The following is a 15,229-nucleotide window of genomic DNA, read 5'->3' on the forward strand; positions in this document are numbered from 1 at the left end:
GCTTATCAGTTTTCGTGCCAGATTAATTATCGTTATAAATCAACGGCTTATTTTTTACATAGTCATTTAGACTCAAAGCGTTTTATAGTCATCGCGACTACATCGAGTCTCTTTGACTACAAGACCATGACCGCCAAATCCCTGCTCACCGCTTTACTGCCGCTGGTCTCCGACCTGTCCCGCGAACTGCCCGAAGGCGAGCGCTATCGACGCCTGCTCGAAGCCATGCGCGCCCTGCTGCCGTGCGATGCCGCCGCGTTGCTGCGCCTAGACGGCGAATGGCTGGTGCCGCTGGCGGTGGATGGTTTGAGCACCGACACCCTCGGCCGGCGCTTCAAGGTCAGCGAACATCCCCGTTTCGAGATCCTGCTGGACGGCGCCGGGCCGACACGGTTCGCCGCCGACAGCGACTTGCCCGATCCTTACGACGGCTTGGTCGATGGTCTGGGCGATCACCTCGAAGTGCATGACTGTCTCGGCTGCCCGCTGTTCGTCGATGAAAAACTCTGGGGCCTGATCACCCTCGATGCGCTCGATCCGGAGCGTTTCGAACCGATCGAACTCGACGCCTTGCAAGCCTTCGCCAGCCTCGCCTCGGCCACGGTTAACGCCGCCGAACGTATCGAACGCCTGGCGCTGCGTGCCGAAGACGAACACCAACGCGCCGAGGTCTACCGTCAGGCCAGCGGTCAGCAGCAACGCGAAATGATCGGCCAGAGCAAGGCGCACAAACGTCTGGTGGAGGAAATCAATCTGGTCGGCGGCAGCGACCTGACCGTGCTGATCACTGGCGAAACCGGGGTTGGCAAGGAACTGGTGGCGCAAGCGATTCACGCCGCCTCCCCGCGCGCCGACAAACCAATCATCAGCCTCAACTGCGCGGCCCTGCCCGACACCCTGGTCGAGAGCGAACTGTTCGGCCACGTACGCGGCGCCTTCACCGGCGCCACCAGCGACCGTCGCGGCAAGTTCGAACTGGCCAATGGCGGCACGCTGTTTCTCGATGAAGTCGGCGAACTGTCGCTGACCGTGCAGGCCAAATTGCTGCGCGTGCTGCAAAGCGGCCAGTTGCAGCGGCTTGGCTCGGACAAGGAACATCAGGTCGATGTGCGCCTGATCGCCGCGACCAACCGCGATCTGGCTGAAGAAGTGCGCAGCGGCCGCTACCGCGCCGACTTCTATCACCGCCTGAGCGTGTACCCGCTGCGGGTCCCGGCGCTGCGCGATCGCGGCCGCGATGTGTTGCTGCTCAGCGGCTTCTTTCTGGAACAGAACCGCTCGCGCATGGGCCTCAACAGCCTGCGCCTGAGCAGCGACGCCCAGGACGCGTTGCTCGCCTACACTTGGCCGGGCAACGTGCGTGAACTGGAACACTTGATTGGCCGCAGCGCACTGAAGGCGCTGGGCAATTGCAAGGTGCGGCCGAAGATTCTCAGTTTGAGCGCGGCGGATCTGGATCTGCCGCGTGAGGCTGTGGATAACTCGGCTGAACCGGTTGCCGAGGTGCTTTCGATGCCGTTGATCAGCGGCGATTTGCGCAGTGCCACCGAGCAATATCAGCGGCAGTTGATCAGTGCTGCGCTTGAGCGTCATCAGGATAACTGGGCGAGTGCGGCGCGGGAGTTGGGGCTGGATCGGGCGAATCTTGGGCGGATGGCTAAACGCCTTGGGATGAGATAGACCTCCATTGTGGCGAGGGAGCTTGCTCCCGCTCGGCTGCGCAGCAGTCGCAAAAGCAGCGGACATGACCAACCTGATACACCGCGGTGGATGGTTATGGGAGCGCTTCGCACTCCAGCGGGAGCAAGCTCCCTCGCCACACCGTTTGACCCGGATTGAGGATTGAGCCTAAAGCCTGCCCCCGACAAGTCGATAACCCGGCATCAATAGTTTCTGGCGATTTGCACCCTCGCCCATCACCTTTTTCCACAGAAGGTTTATATGTCTTCCACCAAAGCCCGCGCAGATTCACTTTCGCTTCTGCTGTTTACCTTGCGCAGCGGCAAGCTGATGGCGATCAACCTGCTGAAAGTCAGTGAAATCATCCCCTGCCCGCCACTGACCAAAATGCCCGAGTCGCATCCGCACATCAAAGGCATCGCCACCCTGCGCGGCGCGTCGCTGTCAGTGATCGACCTCAGCCGTGCCATCGGCGAGCGACCGCTGGAAGACCCGAACGGCGGCTGCCTGATCGTCACCGACGTCAGCCGTTCGAAGCAGGGCCTGCACGTGCAGGCGGTGAGCAAAATCGTCCATTGCCTGACCACCGACATCAAGCCACCGCCGTTCGGCTCCGGCGGTTCGCGTGCCTACATCACTGGCGTGACCTCGGTCGACGGCACGCTGGTACAAGTGCTCGACATCGAGAAAGTCATTCACAGCATCGCCCCGGCGCAGATCGAAATGGCCCCGACCGACCTGAGCATGGAAGACGCCGAAGTCCTTGGTAACGCACGGATTCTGGTGGTCGACGACAGCCAGGTGGCGTTGCAGCAATCGGTGCACACCCTGCGCAACCTCGGCCTGCAATGCCACACCGCGCGCAGTGCCAAGGAAGCCATCGACTGCCTGCTGGATCTGCAAGGCACCGCACAGCAGATCAACCTGATCGTCTCCGACATCGAAATGTCCGAAATGGACGGCTACGCCTTCACCCGTACCCTGCGCGAGACCCCGGACTTCGCCCACCTCTACGTGCTGCTGCACACCTCGCTCGACAGCGCGATGAACAGCGAGAAAGCACGCCTGGCCGGGGCCAACGCGGTGCTGACCAAGTTCTCTTCGCCGGAACTGACCCAGCGTTTGATCGAAGCCGCCAAACACGTCGCAGCCAACGGTCATTGAATCTTGAGCCAGACGTACTGCTTTTTGATGCGGCGCGACCTTCGTCAAGACGTGCCGCCGCCCCACTGGCCGGAAGGCATTGAGCTGAGCACCTATCGTCCAGAACTGGCGGTGGCCGTGCATCAGCTGATGCAACTCGGCTACCGCGAGGGCGGCGGTCGCGTGCCAGCGCTGGAGGAGTGGCAACAGCGCTTTGAAAGCGATGCCGAATACGATCCCGAGTTGTGCTGGATTGCCACAGACGCCGAAGGCGTGATCGGTGTGGCGCAGTGCTGGACCAGTTCCTACATCAAGAATCTGGTGGTGCATCCCCGCGCTCAGGGCTGTGGGCTGGGTCGGGCGTTGCTGTCACATGCATTCAAAGTGTTTCAGCAACGCCGTGAAGGGTTTGTCGATCTGAAGGTGCTGGAAGACAACCTGCGGGCGCAGCGGTTGTATGAAAGTGCCGGGATGATGGTGGTTCGCCGGGAACTTGTACCGGACTGATCGACCGTCTTCGCGAGCAGGCTCGCTCCCACCCTGGAATGCATTTCAAATTTTGGGAGCGAGCCTGCTCGCGAAGAGGCCAGCACAGGCAACTTCCCTTCCCGGGCAGACTCCAACCTTGGCCACCCACGACCAAGGACGCCCACGATGAAAACCCTCACCCTAAGCCTGCTCTGCCTCACCGCCCTCGCCTCACAGGCCCACGCCTCCAGCCCCGACGCCTGGGCCGCTTACGATAAAACCGTGCTCGCCAGTTGCACCAAGGCCAGCGGCCTGAAAGCTGCGAAACCGGTCGGCACACCCGCGCAATTCGATGACCGCGTTGGCTACACCGCCGTGCTGCTGCAAGGCCAATACCCGCAAAAACACATGAAAGGCCAGCAAGGCACTGAGCTGTGCCTGTACAGCAAAAAGTCGAAAACCGCGTTCGTCACCGAATGGGACTCGATTGGTCCGACCGCCAAGCCTTGAGGACTGGCGCACAACTTGCTTCGATCAGCCTCAGCCTGGCGACTTTATGTCGCCGTTTCACACTCTGATTGAAGATTGATCGTGCAATGAAAACGACATTTTCCTGCGTCGGTTGCGGCAAATGCTGCACCGACCACCATGTGCCCCTGACCCTCGCCGAAGCCCGCATGTGGGCGGCGGACGGTGGTCAGGTGATCGTGCTGGTGGAGGCCTTTCTCGGCAACGGCCTGGGCCTGCCGGCGCAGCAGCGTGAACACGCCGAACGGCGTTCGCTGGTGGTACGCAGCGGCACGACCGAGGCCCACGTGGCAATCACCTTTGCCGCGTACAACGTCGGGCGCTGCCGGAATCTTGACGAAGAAAACCTGTGCCGCATTTACGAACGCCGACCGTTGGTGTGCAGGATTTATCCGGCAGAAATCAATCCGCACATTCCGCTCAACCCGGCGGCCAAGGATTGCCCGCCAGAGTCGTGGCAACAGGGGCCGCTGCTGATTGTCGGCGGGGAGCTGGTCGATCAGGAACTGCTGGAGCTGATCCAGCGTTCGCGTCAGGCCGATCGCGATGACATCCGCATCAAGGATGCGATCTGCGCCGCACTGGGGATTCGCACCACAGCGCTCAAGGGCGATGGATTTACCGCGTATTTGCCGCAGATGGACGCGTTTGCGGCCGTGATCGATCAGGTTTCAGCACAGCCGCTGAGTAACGCGCCGAGTAAGTGGCTGTTTCATTTGTCCGGGGACGATGTGGCCGGGCAGCTGCTTGCAGCCGGGGCGCAGGTAGTGACTGAGCCGGCGCAGACGTATGCGTTTATTTCGCTGCGGGCGGCTTGATCCGGATTTTGTACTGCCTGCAATGGCCCCTTCGGGGGCAAGCCCCCTCCCACAGGGTTTTGAGTTGTACACAGAATAAATGATCAACTCACAAACCTGTGGGAGGGGGCTTGCTCCCGAAGAGGCCGGCCCAGACAACCTCAATCCCGAACCTGCCGCCGCCCCCAGAACTCCCGCGCCAGCAACCGCAAATCCCCCGCCAGCCCCGCCACATCCTCGGAATTGCGCTGACTCTGCCGCCCCTCGTCCACCGTCAATTCCGACGCCGTGCGAATGCTGACGATGTTGCGGTTGATGTCTTCGCTCACCGCGCTCTGCTGCTCCACCGCTGCGGCAATTTGCAGGCTCATCTCGGTGATCTGCTCGACCCGTTCGCTGATTCCGTCCAGCGCCCGCGCCGCACGCTGCGCCTGTTCGACGCTGTTGTCCACATGCTCGCTGCTCTGGCGCATGACCAGCACTGCGTCCCGTGCACCGTTTTGCAGGGTGCTGATCATTCGTTGAATCTCGTTGGTCGATTGCTGCGTGCGCTGCGCCAGCCCGCGTACTTCATCGGCCACCACCGCAAACCCGCGCCCGGCATCGCCAGCGCGCGCCGCTTCAATCGCTGCGTTGAGCGCCAGCAGATTGGTCTGCTCGGCGATGCTGCGGATCACCTCCAGCACCCCGGAAATCTCGCTGCTGTGACCTTCGAGCTGATGGATCACCTCGGTTGCCCGCCGCAACTCCTCGGCCAGATGCAGCACCGCGCTGCGACTCTCGCCCACCAGCCAACGCCCCTCACGGGTTTCAGTACCGGCCAGGTCCGCCGCCACCGAGGCCTGCTGCGCATGGCTGGCGACCTGCGCGACACTGGCGGCCATCTGATGAATCGCCGCCGCCACCTGATCGGTTTCCGCTTGCTGCGCCAACGAACTGCTGTGGCTGCTTTGCAAATGATCAACCAGTTGCGCCGCATGCCCGGCCAACTGCTGCGATGCATCACCGATGCGCCCGACCACCGCGCCGACCTGGGCTTCGAGCATCTGCAGGGCAAACTCGATCTGGCCGAACTCATCGCTGCGCCCGGTGTAAATGCCCTGGCTCAACGGATTGTCCGCGATCTGCCGCGCCCGCTCGCTCAGCCGTTCCAGCGGACGCAGAATCCAGCGCACGCCTAATGCACAAACACTGCTGCCGACGACAAATGCGGTGCCATCGATCCATGCCGACTCCGGACGCAACCAGGCCTCGATCCCCAACACCAGCCCCAGCAACGCACTGGCCAACATCGTGATCCTGCCACGCAGACCTAAAGTGGGCAGCGGCCGCCGTCCCTTCAACTCTCCACGCAACTGCGCGTACACCCGCTCCGCCGCCGCCACCTGCCGTGCATCCGGCCGGGTGCGTACCGACTGATACTCCACCGCCACACCGCTCTGCGTAACCGGCGTGACATAGGCGCTGACCCAATAATGATCGCCATTCTTGCAACGATTCTTCACCAGCCCCATCCACGAGCGTCCGCCCTTCAGCGTCTGCCACATATGGGCAAACGCCTGCGCCGGCATGTCCGGGTGACGCAACAAGTTATGCGGCGTGCCGAGCAATTCGTCGCGGCTGTAACCGCTGATCTGAATGAAATCGTCGTTGGCGTAAGTGATCGCGCTGGTCAGATCGGTGGTCGAAAGAATGTTCGCATCCAGCGCCACATCGACGTTACGGCCGGTTACCGGGAGATTGATCTTCATGGAAAGCGCGCTCGTTTTATGGGAAGAGTCGGCAGGGCTGCTGACTCTAAGCGCACCAATTGGTCAAATATTGATCTGGCTCAGGATCTGAGCACTTAGCCATCACTGCGACCGAAAATCGCAGTCGATGGCTGAAGGCGGGATAAAACTCAGCGCTTGCCCATCGAGCGACGGGTACCCGGCGGGGCCATGCCCGGGGTCTTGGTGTGGCCGTTCTTGGCGCCGTTCTTGTACCACGGCTGATTCGAACCCTTGGCAGCCGCCAGCTCCCCCGGTTTGAACGGGAACTTGAAAGCCGGGATCTCGGGTTTGGTTTCGCTGGCGTCAGTCAGCTCGGCCGGGACATCGCTCACGGCGTCGTCAACCGGCGGTTGGGTCGGGGAAGTCATAAAAGCTCCGCAAAGCAAAAAGTCCGGCCCGAACAGTGAGCCGCGAAGGCGCGCAGTATACCTGCGCGCCCGGACTCGGCACCTGAAGATTTGCAGCGTACGCCGAACGGTTTACAGGTAAGTGATGGTGACGATGCCTTTGTCGGTCGAGGTCTGCAACGGTTCATAGGACATGGAAAGCGGCAGCGCCTGACGGCTGCAGGCGTTGCGATACGTGTCCACATCGACGTTCACACCGGGCTTGATTTCAACTCGCCGGGCCCCGGTGGAAGACAACGCTCCCGCACGCCCGACTGCACAGCCGGAATCAACGATCTGCCCTGTAAAACGGATCTCGCCGGATTGACTGCCGGGCGCGGCGAACGCGGTGAGTGGAAGCAGGAGAAGCACACATGACATTGCGGTTTTCAGCTTCATATCTAGACACTCCCGATGTGAGGCCCAGCGAACCCGGGCTACACAATGTTTATCCGCGCTCGGGGCTGGATCTTGAGAAGATTAGTCGGCATTTGAGTCCCGAATCGGGAATGATCGGGCCCTTTTTGGGACCGGCCAACAACAATAGCCGGCAGAGATGCGTCGCCCGCACAGGCGTCTTCGCGAGCAGGCTCGCTCCCACAGGTGGACTGTGCTTCAACCTGTGCGAGCCTGCTCGCGATGAACAATGACGCGGTGCCCGGACGGATCAAGTGCGTGGATCAACCCTATCCAGCGCCCGGTTCACTGCCAGCTCGGCGAGCATGACGATTTGCTGGATCGCCAGTGCCGTGCTGCGTTGCGGACCGCCGAGTTCATTGGCGAAGTTACTGGCCATGGCACTGGCAGAGGCCAACGATTCGTAAGCGTGGGCGAGCAGGGTTTCGGTGTCGATACCTGGGTTGACCAGAAACATGGTACTTGGCTGTCGCGGCTGGACGGGTTGCGGACAGAGGTAGAAATCGAGCGCACGTTTGATGGCTTCGCGGTTTTTGGCGAAGTCGTCAGCGCGGATGGCTTCGGCGAGCGGGGTTGTGGTTTCGGGGGGAGGGTCTGGAATCAGTTTATCCATGGTGTAGCTCCTACTTGTATTTGGGAGCCAGCCTTTGCCGTTTCCACACGACAAAAGGTGGCAACTGTGCGCGGGGTGGAAAACCGATAAGTAGGCAACCGGCCAGACCGAAGTCTGCCCACGCACAGCCGCCGCGACGCAGTTTGCAGACGAAAAAAGACGTCGGCAACGATTACGGTGCTGGTGCATTGTTTCTACTTGAATCGGGTTTCCACGCCCGATCGCTGAATTGGCAGCGATGACCAAAGACTAGAGACCGCATGTCCGACGGACAACCTGAAAACCTTGTGGGAAGGTTCTGGTTATTTGGAACAGAATTAAACAGCCTCAGACCATGGGGTGGATAGGCTGGCTCCCCACAATTGAATTGAGTGCATTAAGTTGAATATTGGTCGGCTATCAGGCCGCCTTCGCGAGCAAGCCCGCTCCCACAGTGGGATTGGGCGAGTCAGTTGGAGATTGGTCAGCTGTCAGGCCGCCATTGCTGGCAAGCCAACTCCCACAAAAGAGCAAAAGCAAAAGCAAGATCAAAAAATCGCAGCCTGCGGCAGCTCCAACAGGGAAAATAAGTCCAACCCGCACGCGGCGCAGCCGCCCCACTCAACAGGATGAGCGCAAGCTCGGCTGCCGCTCTTGATCTTGATCTTGATCCACGGGCGACGTCGGAAGGCTGAGTGGAGGGGTTGATCCGGGCGTGGGAGCGTAGCGACCGTTTGGCGAAGCCAAACACAGCGAGAGGAGGTGCAGCGAAGCAAACCGGAGGCGCTGCGCCCGGATCGATCCCGCAGCGAAGGAACCCCGAGCCCCAGCGAGCGGGCCGAACGCAGGAGCAAGCCTTTTTGGTTACTTTTTCGGCGTCTGGAAAAAGTGACTCGCCGTAAGGGCGAAACCGTAATCAGCCACACCCGCAGAAACGGATATACACCCCGGCGAAACTGACACCGCTGACAGCTAGCCGTCACCCTACTGACCTGCAGACAGGTTTATAAAGACAACAACCCTGCCCAAACTCCGTCCGGCGCCCACCCCGCATGCGAATCCAAAAGAACAAAGCCCTGCTCGCCACCCTATTGATCGTCCTCGCAGGCGCAGGTCTGTGGTACGTCCTGAAACCCACCCCGACCAAACTGGCCATCCCAACCGCCATCCCGGTTCGCGTCGTCACCGTCAGCGAAAAAGACGTCCCCCGCTACACCACCGGCATCGGCTCCGTACTCTCATTACACAGCGTCGTAGTGCGCCCACAAGTCGACGGCATCCTCACCAAAATCCTCGTCAAGGAAGGCCAACTCGTCAAAGCCGGCGACCTGCTCGCCACCATCGACGACCGCTCGATCCGCGCCAGTCTCGACCAGGCCCGCGCACAACTGGGCGAAAGCCAGGCACAACTGCAAGTCGCCCTGGTCAACCTCAAACGCTACAAACTGCTCAGCGTCGACGACGGCGTCTCCAAACAGACCTACGACCAGCAACAGGCACTGGTCAACCAATTGAAAGCCACCGCCCAAGGCAACCAGGCCTCGATTGACGCGGCGCAGGTACAACTTTCCTACACGCAGATCCGCTCCCCGGTCACCGGCCGCGTCGGTATTCGTACAGTCGATGAAGGCAACTTCCTGCGCATGACCGACACCGCCGGCCTGTTCACCGTGACCCAGATCGACCCGATCGCCGTGGAATTCTCGCTGCCACAGCAAATGCTGCCGACCCTGCAGGGCCTGATCAACGATCCGCAGCACGCACAGGTCAAGGCTTACATTGGCGCCGACACCGACGGTGAAACCGGCAACCTGCTCGGCGAAGGTCACCTGACCCTGATCGACAACCAGATCAACGCCAACACCGGCACCATCCGCGCCAAGGCCGAATTCGACAACGCCAGCCAGAAGCTCTGGCCGGGCCTGCTGGTGACGGTAAAAATTCAGACGGCACTGGATAAGAATGCGCTGGTGGTGCCGCCTACCGTCGTACAACGCGGCCTCGACCAACACTTCGTTTACCGGGTGAGTGGCGACAAAGTCGAAGCCGTACAAGTGCAGATGGTCTATCAGGGCAGCGGCCAGGACATCATCAAAGGCGTGAAGGCCGGTGACGTGCTGGTGACCGACGGCCAGTCGCGACTCAAACCCGGTTCGACCGTGCAGGTCATGAGTGAGCCGCCGCAAGTGGTGCAAGCGGAGCCGAAGCCATGAAGGCGCACAAAGGCGTCTCCACCTGGTGCATCGATCACCCGGTCGCGACGATTCTGCTGACCATCGCATTGGTGCTGGTCGGCGTGATTGCCTTCCCGCGCCTGCCGATTGCCCCACTGCCGGAAGCGGAATTTCCTACAATTCAAGTCTCGGCGCAGTTGCCCGGCGCCAGCCCTGACACCATGGCCTCGTCCGTGGCCACGCCGCTGGAGGTGCAATTCAGCGCCATCCCCGGCATGACCCAGATGACCTCCAGCAGTGCGCTCGGCTCCAGCCTGCTGACCCTGCAATTCACTCTCGACAAGAGCATCGACACCGCCGCTCAGGAAGTCCAGGCCGCGATCAATACCGCCGCCGGCAAGCTGCCCAAGGACATGCCGACGCTGCCGACCTGGAAGAAGGTCAACCCGGCCGACAGCCCGGTGCTGATCCTCAGCGTCAGCTCGACGCAAATGCCCGGCACCGAACTCAGTGATCTGGTGGAAACGCTGCTCTCGCGTCAGATCAGTCAGATCGACGGTGTAGGCCAGATCAACATCACCGGTCAGCAACGTCCGGCGATCCGCGTGCAAGCCTCGGCCGACAAATTGGCGGCCATTGGCCTGACCCTGGCCGACATCCGGCTGGCGATCCAGCAGACCAGCCTCAACCTCGCCAAAGGTGCGTTGTACGGCGAATCGAGCATCTCGACGCTGTCGACCAACGACCAGTTGTTCCATCCCGAGGACTACAGCCAACTCATCGTTTCCTACAAGGACGGCGCCCCGGTTCACCTGCGCGATGTCGCCAAAGTCGTCAACGGTTCGGAAGATGCCTACGTGCAAGCCTGGGCCGGTGATCAACCGGGGGTGAACCTGGTGATCTCGCGGCAACCGGGGGCCAACATCGTCGAAACCGTCGACCGCATTCAAGCCGCCCTGCCCGGCCTCGAAGCCATGCTCCCGGCCTCGGTGCAGGTAAAAACCCTGATCGACCGCACCCAGACCATTCGCGCCTCGCTGCATGAAGTCGAGATCACTTTGCTGATCGCGATCCTGCTGGTGGTGGCGGTGATGGCGCTGTTCCTGCGCCAGTTGTCGGCGACCATGATTGTGTCGGCTGTACTCGGCGTGTCACTGACCGCCAGTTTCGCCCTGATGTACCTGCTGGGGTTCAGCCTGAACAACCTGACGCTGGTGGCGATTGTCGTGGCCGTCGGGTTTGTCGTGGACGACGCGATCGTGGTGGTGGAAAACATCCACCGGCATCTGGAGGCCGGCGACAGCATGCGCGAAGCGGCGGTCAAAGGGGCCGGCGAGATCGGCTTTACCGTGGTGTCGATCAGCTTTTCGCTGGTGGCGGCGTTCATTCCGCTGCTGTTCATGGGCGGCGTGGTCGGGCGGCTGTTCAAGGAATTCGCCCTGACGGCGACCTCGACCATTTTGATTTCGGTGGTGGTGTCGCTGACTCTCGCGCCGACGCTGGCAGCGCTGTTCATGCGCAAACCGGTGCACCACGCCCACGACAAACCGGGCTTCAGCGAGCGCTTGCTGGCCTGGTACGAAAAGGGTCTGCGCCGCGCCCTCGCCCATCAGAAGCTGATGATCGGCGTGTTCGGCCTGTCGCTGGCAATGGCGATTGCCGGCTACATTTTTATTCCCAAGGGTTTCTTCCCGGTGCAGGACACCGGTTTTGTCCTGGGCACCACCGAAGCCGCGGCGGATATTTCCTACGGCGACATGGTGAAAAAACACTTGGCAATGGCCGAAATCGTCGCCGCCGACCCGGCTGTGCAGGCGTTCTCCCACTCGGTCGGTGTGTCCGGCAGCAACCAGACCATCGCCAACGGGCGTTTCTGGATTGCTTTGAAAAAACGCGGCGACCGCGACGTCTCGGCCAGCCAGTTCATCGACCGCATTCGTCCACAACTGATGAAAGTCCCGGGCATCGTCCTGTACCTGCGCGCCGGCCAGGACATCAACCTCAGTTCCGGCCCGAGCCGCGCACAGTACCAATATGTGCTCAAGAGCAATGACGGCGCGACCCTCGCCACCTGGACCCAGCGTCTGACGGAAAAGCTGCGCAGCAACCAGGCGTTCCGCGACATTTCCAACGACCTGCAACTGGGCGGCAGCATCACTCACATCAGTATCGACCGCAGTGCCGCCGCGCGTTTCGGCCTGACCGCGAGTGATGTCGACGAAGCGCTGTACGACGCCTTCGGGCAGCGCCAGATCAACGAGTTCCAGACCCAGGTCAACCAGTACAACGTGATTCTGGAACTGGACACCAAGCAGCGCGGCAAGGCTGAAAGCCTCAACTATTTCTACCTGCGCTCGCCGCTGAGTGGCGAGATGGTGCCGCTGTCGGCGCTGGCCAAATTCGATGCGCCGACCATCGGCCCGCTGTCGATTGCCCACGACGGCATGTTCCCGGCTGCCAACCTGTCGTTCAACCTCGCGCCCGGCGTGGCGTTGGGTGATGCGGTGATTCTGCTCAATCAGGCCAAGGCCGAGATCGGCATGCCGACCGCGATCAGCGGCAATTTTCAGGGCGCGGCGCAGGCGTTCCAGAGTTCGCTGGCCAGTCAGCCGTGGCTGATTCTCGCGGCGCTGGTGGCGGTGTACATCATTCTCGGCGTGCTTTATGAGAGCTTCGTGCATCCGCTGACGATCATTTCGACGCTGCCGGCGGCTGGTCTCGGCGCAGTGATCATGCTGTGGATCTGCGGTCAGGACTTTTCGATCATGGCGTTGATCGGGCTGGTGTTGCTGATCGGTATCGTCAAGAAAAACGGCATCCTGATGATCGACTTTGCCCTGGAGGCGCAGCGCCATCGCGGACTGGCACCGCAGGATGCGATTTTCGAAGCGTGCCTGACGCGGTTCCGGCCGATCATCATGACCACACTTGCCGCGCTGCTCGGCGCGTTGCCGCTGATGCTCGGTTACGGCACCGGCGCCGAACTGCGCCAGCCACTGGGGATCGCGGTGGTGGGCGGTTTGCTGGTCAGCCAGATGCTGACGCTGTTTACCACGCCGGTCATATACTTGTGGCTTGAGCGGCTGTTCCACAGGCCCAAACCAATGCCCGCTACGGCACTGGCGACTACAGACTGAGGCAGTCATGCGTGTTCTGATTATCGAAGACGAGGAAAAAACCGCGGACTATCTGCACCGCGGTCTGACGGAACAGGGTTACACCGTGGACCTGGCCCGCGACGGCGTCGAAGGCCTGCACCTGGCGCTGGAAAGCGACTACGCGGTGATCGTTCTCGACGTGATGTTGCCGGGCCTGGATGGCTTTGGCGTGCTGCGCGCATTACGTGCGCGCAAGCAGACTCCGGTGATCATGCTCACCGCCCGCGAGCGCGTCGAAGACCGGATCAAGGGCCTGCGTGACGGCGCCGACGATTACCTCGGCAAGCCGTTTTCCTTCCTCGAACTGGTGGCCCGCCTGCAAGCGCTGACCCGGCGCAGCGGTGGCCATGAACCGGTGCAAGTGAGCATCGCCGACCTGTGGATCGATCTGATCAGCCGCAAGGCCACCCGCGCCGGCACGCGGCTGGATCTGACGGCGAAAGAGTTCTCGCTGCTCAGCGTTCTGGCACGCCGGCAAGGTGAAATCCTCTCGAAAACCGCGATTGCCGAGATGGTCTGGGACATCAATTTCGACAGCGACGCCAACGTCGTCGAAGTCGCGATCAAACGCCTGCGGGCCAAGCTCGACGGGCCCTTCGACGAGAAACTGCTGCACACCATTCGCGGCATGGGTTATGTGCTGGAGAGCCGCGGTGTCCAGTAATTCCATCGCCCTGCGCCTGAGCGGCATGTTCACGCTGGTGGCGCTGCTGGTGTTTCTGTTGATCGGCGGCGCGCTGTATCAGCAGGTCGACAAGGGCCTGGGCCTGCTGCCCGAGGCTGAGCTGGACGCGCGTTACAGCGTGCTTGAATCGGCGCTCAATCGGTATGGCACGCCTGAGCATTGGGTGAAGATCAACGCCAAGCTCAAGCTGCTCGGCGAGGAAGACAAGCGCATTCGTTTCTGGGTGGTCAGCGGTGATCCCGGTTATGAGTACGGCGAGCCTGACGCGCGGATCCGCGCCTTCGCCAAAGGCCCAACCGGTATGCATGACCTGCAATTGCCCGAGCATCCTTATCCGCTGAAAGTGCTGCTCACCGAACTGCCGGCCAAGGATCAACGCCCGCCGCTGCGCTTCATGATCGGCATCGATACCGAGACCTTTCATGAGACTCAAAACAACCTGCTGATCGCCTTGGTAAGCCTGGCGATTATCGGCGTGCTGCTGGCCTCGGCGCTGGGTTATTGGGTGGCGCGGATCGGTCTCAAGCCGCTGATCAAACTGTCCCACGAGGCCCAGCGCCTGGCACCGCCACTACGGGCCGGACGCCTGCGCATGTCGCCCTTGCCGCCGGAGCTGGAGCAGTTTGTCGACTCGTTCAACTCAACCCTGGAGCGGGTCGAACAGGCCTATTCACGCCTGGAATCGTTCAACGCCGACGTCGCCCATGAACTGCGCTCGCCACTGACCAACCTGATCGGCCAGACCCAGGTCGCGCTGACGCGCGGGCGCTCCGCCGAACACTATTTCGAAGTGCTTCAATCGAACCTCGAAGAACTGGAACGCCTGCGCTCGATCATCAACGACATGCTGTTTCTGGCCAGCGCCGACCAGGGCAGCAAGGCGACCAAGCTCACCGAAACTTCGCTGGCTGATGAAGTCGCGACCACGTTGGAGTACCTGGATTTCATCCTCGAAGACGCGCAAGTGCAGGTCCACGTCAGTGGCGATGCACAGGTGAGCATCGAGATCGCGCATCTGCGCCGGGCATTGATCAATCTGCTGAGCAACGCCGTGCAGCACACCGAGCCGGGCAAGGTGATCGAAGTGCGGATCGAGGTTGAAGACCATCAGGTCAGCATTGGTGTGGCCAACCCGGGATCGCCGATTGCCAGCGAGCACTTGCCGCGTCTGTTCGAACGTTTCTACCGGGTCGATGCCTCGCGCAGCAACAGCGGCAACAACCATGGGTTGGGGCTGGCGATCGTCAAGGCGATTGCGCTGATGCATGGTGGCGATGTGTTTGTGCGAAGTGATCGGGGGATGAATACCTTCGGCATCCATCTGCCGGTTTGAAGCAGATCAAAAGATCGCAGCCTTCGGCAGCTCCTACAGGAAATGTGCTCTTCTGTAGGAGCTGCCGCAGGCTGCGATCTTTGCTTCTGCTGTAAC

The 15,229-nt window shown here is 61.3% G+C and carries 13 protein-coding genes and 1 pseudogene; 9 read left to right on the forward strand and 5 right to left on the reverse strand.

What is annotated here, in order from left to right:
• Window positions 1–126: 126 nt before the first annotated feature.
• The 5 genes from norR to LOY52_RS21925 all read left to right on the forward strand — a co-directional run bounded on the left by norR (window position 127) and on the right by LOY52_RS21925 (window position 4,637).
• Complete coding sequence (gene norR / locus LOY52_RS21905) at window positions 127–1,680, forward strand: nitric oxide reductase transcriptional regulator NorR (RefSeq protein ID WP_258675961.1); 1,554 nt, start codon at window positions 127–129, stop codon at window positions 1,678–1,680.
• A gap of 261 nt (window positions 1,681–1,941) precedes the next feature.
• Entirely contained in the window at window positions 1,942–2,844 is a 903-nt protein-coding gene (locus LOY52_RS21910) for a chemotaxis protein CheV (RefSeq protein WP_007968390.1), read from the forward strand.
• Between the two features lie 27 nt (window positions 2,845–2,871).
• A complete protein-coding gene (locus LOY52_RS21915) occupies window positions 2,872–3,330 on the forward strand; it encodes an N-acetyltransferase (protein ID WP_258675962.1) in 459 nt (152 codons plus the stop codon).
• 147 nt (window positions 3,331–3,477) lie between these two features.
• On the forward strand, window positions 3,478–3,801 hold the full coding sequence (locus LOY52_RS21920) for a hypothetical protein (RefSeq protein ID WP_258675963.1): 324 nt from the start codon (window positions 3,478–3,480) through the stop codon (window positions 3,799–3,801).
• Between the two features lie 86 nt (window positions 3,802–3,887).
• Entirely contained in the window at window positions 3,888–4,637 is a 750-nt protein-coding gene (locus LOY52_RS21925; protein ID WP_258675964.1) for a YkgJ family cysteine cluster protein, read from the forward strand.
• A 140-nt stretch (window positions 4,638–4,777) separates the two neighbouring features.
• On the opposite strand, the gene LOY52_RS21930 is transcribed toward LOY52_RS21925, so the two are convergent.
• The 5 genes and pseudogenes from LOY52_RS21930 to LOY52_RS21945 form a co-directional block, all read right to left on the reverse strand.
• Entirely contained in the window at window positions 4,778–5,908 is a 1,131-nt protein-coding gene (locus LOY52_RS21930) for a methyl-accepting chemotaxis protein (RefSeq protein ID WP_408980447.1), read from the reverse strand.
• Between the two features lie 177 nt (window positions 5,909–6,085).
• Window positions 6,086–6,367: pseudogene (locus LOY52_RS27545) on the reverse strand (PAS domain-containing protein); the annotation flags it as partial.
• Between the two features lie 149 nt (window positions 6,368–6,516).
• Window positions 6,517–6,756, reverse strand: coding sequence for a hypothetical protein (locus LOY52_RS21935; RefSeq protein ID WP_041071739.1), 240 nt, complete (start codon window positions 6,754–6,756; stop codon window positions 6,517–6,519).
• A 111-nt stretch (window positions 6,757–6,867) separates the two neighbouring features.
• Entirely contained in the window at window positions 6,868–7,173 is a 306-nt protein-coding gene (locus LOY52_RS21940) for a type 1 fimbrial protein (RefSeq protein WP_247842129.1), read from the reverse strand.
• Between the two features lie 268 nt (window positions 7,174–7,441).
• On the reverse strand, window positions 7,442–7,804 hold the full coding sequence (locus LOY52_RS21945) for a DUF6124 family protein (RefSeq protein WP_258675966.1): 363 nt from the start codon (window positions 7,802–7,804) through the stop codon (window positions 7,442–7,444).
• Between the two features lie 1,031 nt (window positions 7,805–8,835).
• Here LOY52_RS21945 and LOY52_RS21950 point away from each other — a divergent pair.
• The 4 genes from LOY52_RS21950 to LOY52_RS21965 are packed head-to-tail and all read left to right on the forward strand — an operon-like array spanning window position 8,836 to window position 15,133.
• Window positions 8,836–9,996: an efflux RND transporter periplasmic adaptor subunit gene (locus tag LOY52_RS21950; RefSeq protein ID WP_258675967.1), complete on the forward strand. Its 1,161-nt coding sequence runs from the start codon at window positions 8,836–8,838 to the stop codon at window positions 9,994–9,996.
• On the forward strand, window positions 9,993–13,094 hold the full coding sequence (locus LOY52_RS21955; protein WP_258675968.1) for a multidrug efflux RND transporter permease subunit: 3,102 nt from the start codon (window positions 9,993–9,995) through the stop codon (window positions 13,092–13,094). The genes LOY52_RS21950 and LOY52_RS21955 overlap by 4 nt, the downstream gene beginning before the upstream one ends.
• A 7-nt stretch (window positions 13,095–13,101) precedes the next feature.
• A complete protein-coding gene (locus tag LOY52_RS21960; protein ID WP_007916978.1) occupies window positions 13,102–13,779 on the forward strand; it encodes a heavy metal response regulator transcription factor in 678 nt (225 codons plus the stop codon).
• A complete protein-coding gene (locus LOY52_RS21965; RefSeq protein ID WP_258675969.1) occupies window positions 13,769–15,133 on the forward strand; it encodes a heavy metal sensor histidine kinase in 1,365 nt (454 codons plus the stop codon). The genes LOY52_RS21960 and LOY52_RS21965 overlap by 11 nt, the downstream gene beginning before the upstream one ends.
• Window positions 15,134–15,229 lie beyond the last annotated feature (96 nt).

The sequence above is a fragment of the Pseudomonas sp. B21-051 genome (assembly GCF_024748795.1).
Lineage (GTDB): Bacteria > Pseudomonadota > Gammaproteobacteria > Pseudomonadales > Pseudomonadaceae > Aquipseudomonas > Aquipseudomonas putida_A.

Bases quoted from the DNA above. Each gene is read 5' to 3' on its own strand.
- norR (WP_258675961.1), top strand. From the start codon at position 127: ATGACCGCCAAATCCCTGCTCACCGCTTTACTGCCGCTGGTCTCCGAC.
- LOY52_RS21910 (WP_007968390.1), top strand. From the start codon at position 1,942: ATGTCTTCCACCAAAGCCCGCGCAGATTCACTTTCGCTTCTGCTGTTT.
- LOY52_RS21915 (WP_258675962.1), top strand. From the start codon at position 2,872: ATGCGGCGCGACCTTCGTCAAGACGTGCCGCCGCCCCACTGGCCGGAA.
- LOY52_RS21920 (WP_258675963.1), top strand. From the start codon at position 3,478: ATGAAAACCCTCACCCTAAGCCTGCTCTGCCTCACCGCCCTCGCCTCA.
- LOY52_RS21925 (WP_258675964.1), top strand. From the start codon at position 3,888: ATGAAAACGACATTTTCCTGCGTCGGTTGCGGCAAATGCTGCACCGAC.
- LOY52_RS21930 (WP_408980447.1), bottom strand. From the start codon at position 5,908: ATGTTGGCCAGTGCGTTGCTGGGGCTGGTGTTGGGGATCGAGGCCTGG.
- LOY52_RS21935 (WP_041071739.1), bottom strand. From the start codon at position 6,756: ATGACTTCCCCGACCCAACCGCCGGTTGACGACGCCGTGAGCGATGTC.
- LOY52_RS21940 (WP_247842129.1), bottom strand. From the start codon at position 7,173: ATGAAGCTGAAAACCGCAATGTCATGTGTGCTTCTCCTGCTTCCACTC.
- LOY52_RS21945 (WP_258675966.1), bottom strand. From the start codon at position 7,804: ATGGATAAACTGATTCCAGACCCTCCCCCCGAAACCACAACCCCGCTC.
- LOY52_RS21950 (WP_258675967.1), top strand. From the start codon at position 8,836: ATGCGAATCCAAAAGAACAAAGCCCTGCTCGCCACCCTATTGATCGTC.
- LOY52_RS21955 (WP_258675968.1), top strand. From the start codon at position 9,993: ATGAAGGCGCACAAAGGCGTCTCCACCTGGTGCATCGATCACCCGGTC.
- LOY52_RS21960 (WP_007916978.1), top strand. From the start codon at position 13,102: ATGCGTGTTCTGATTATCGAAGACGAGGAAAAAACCGCGGACTATCTG.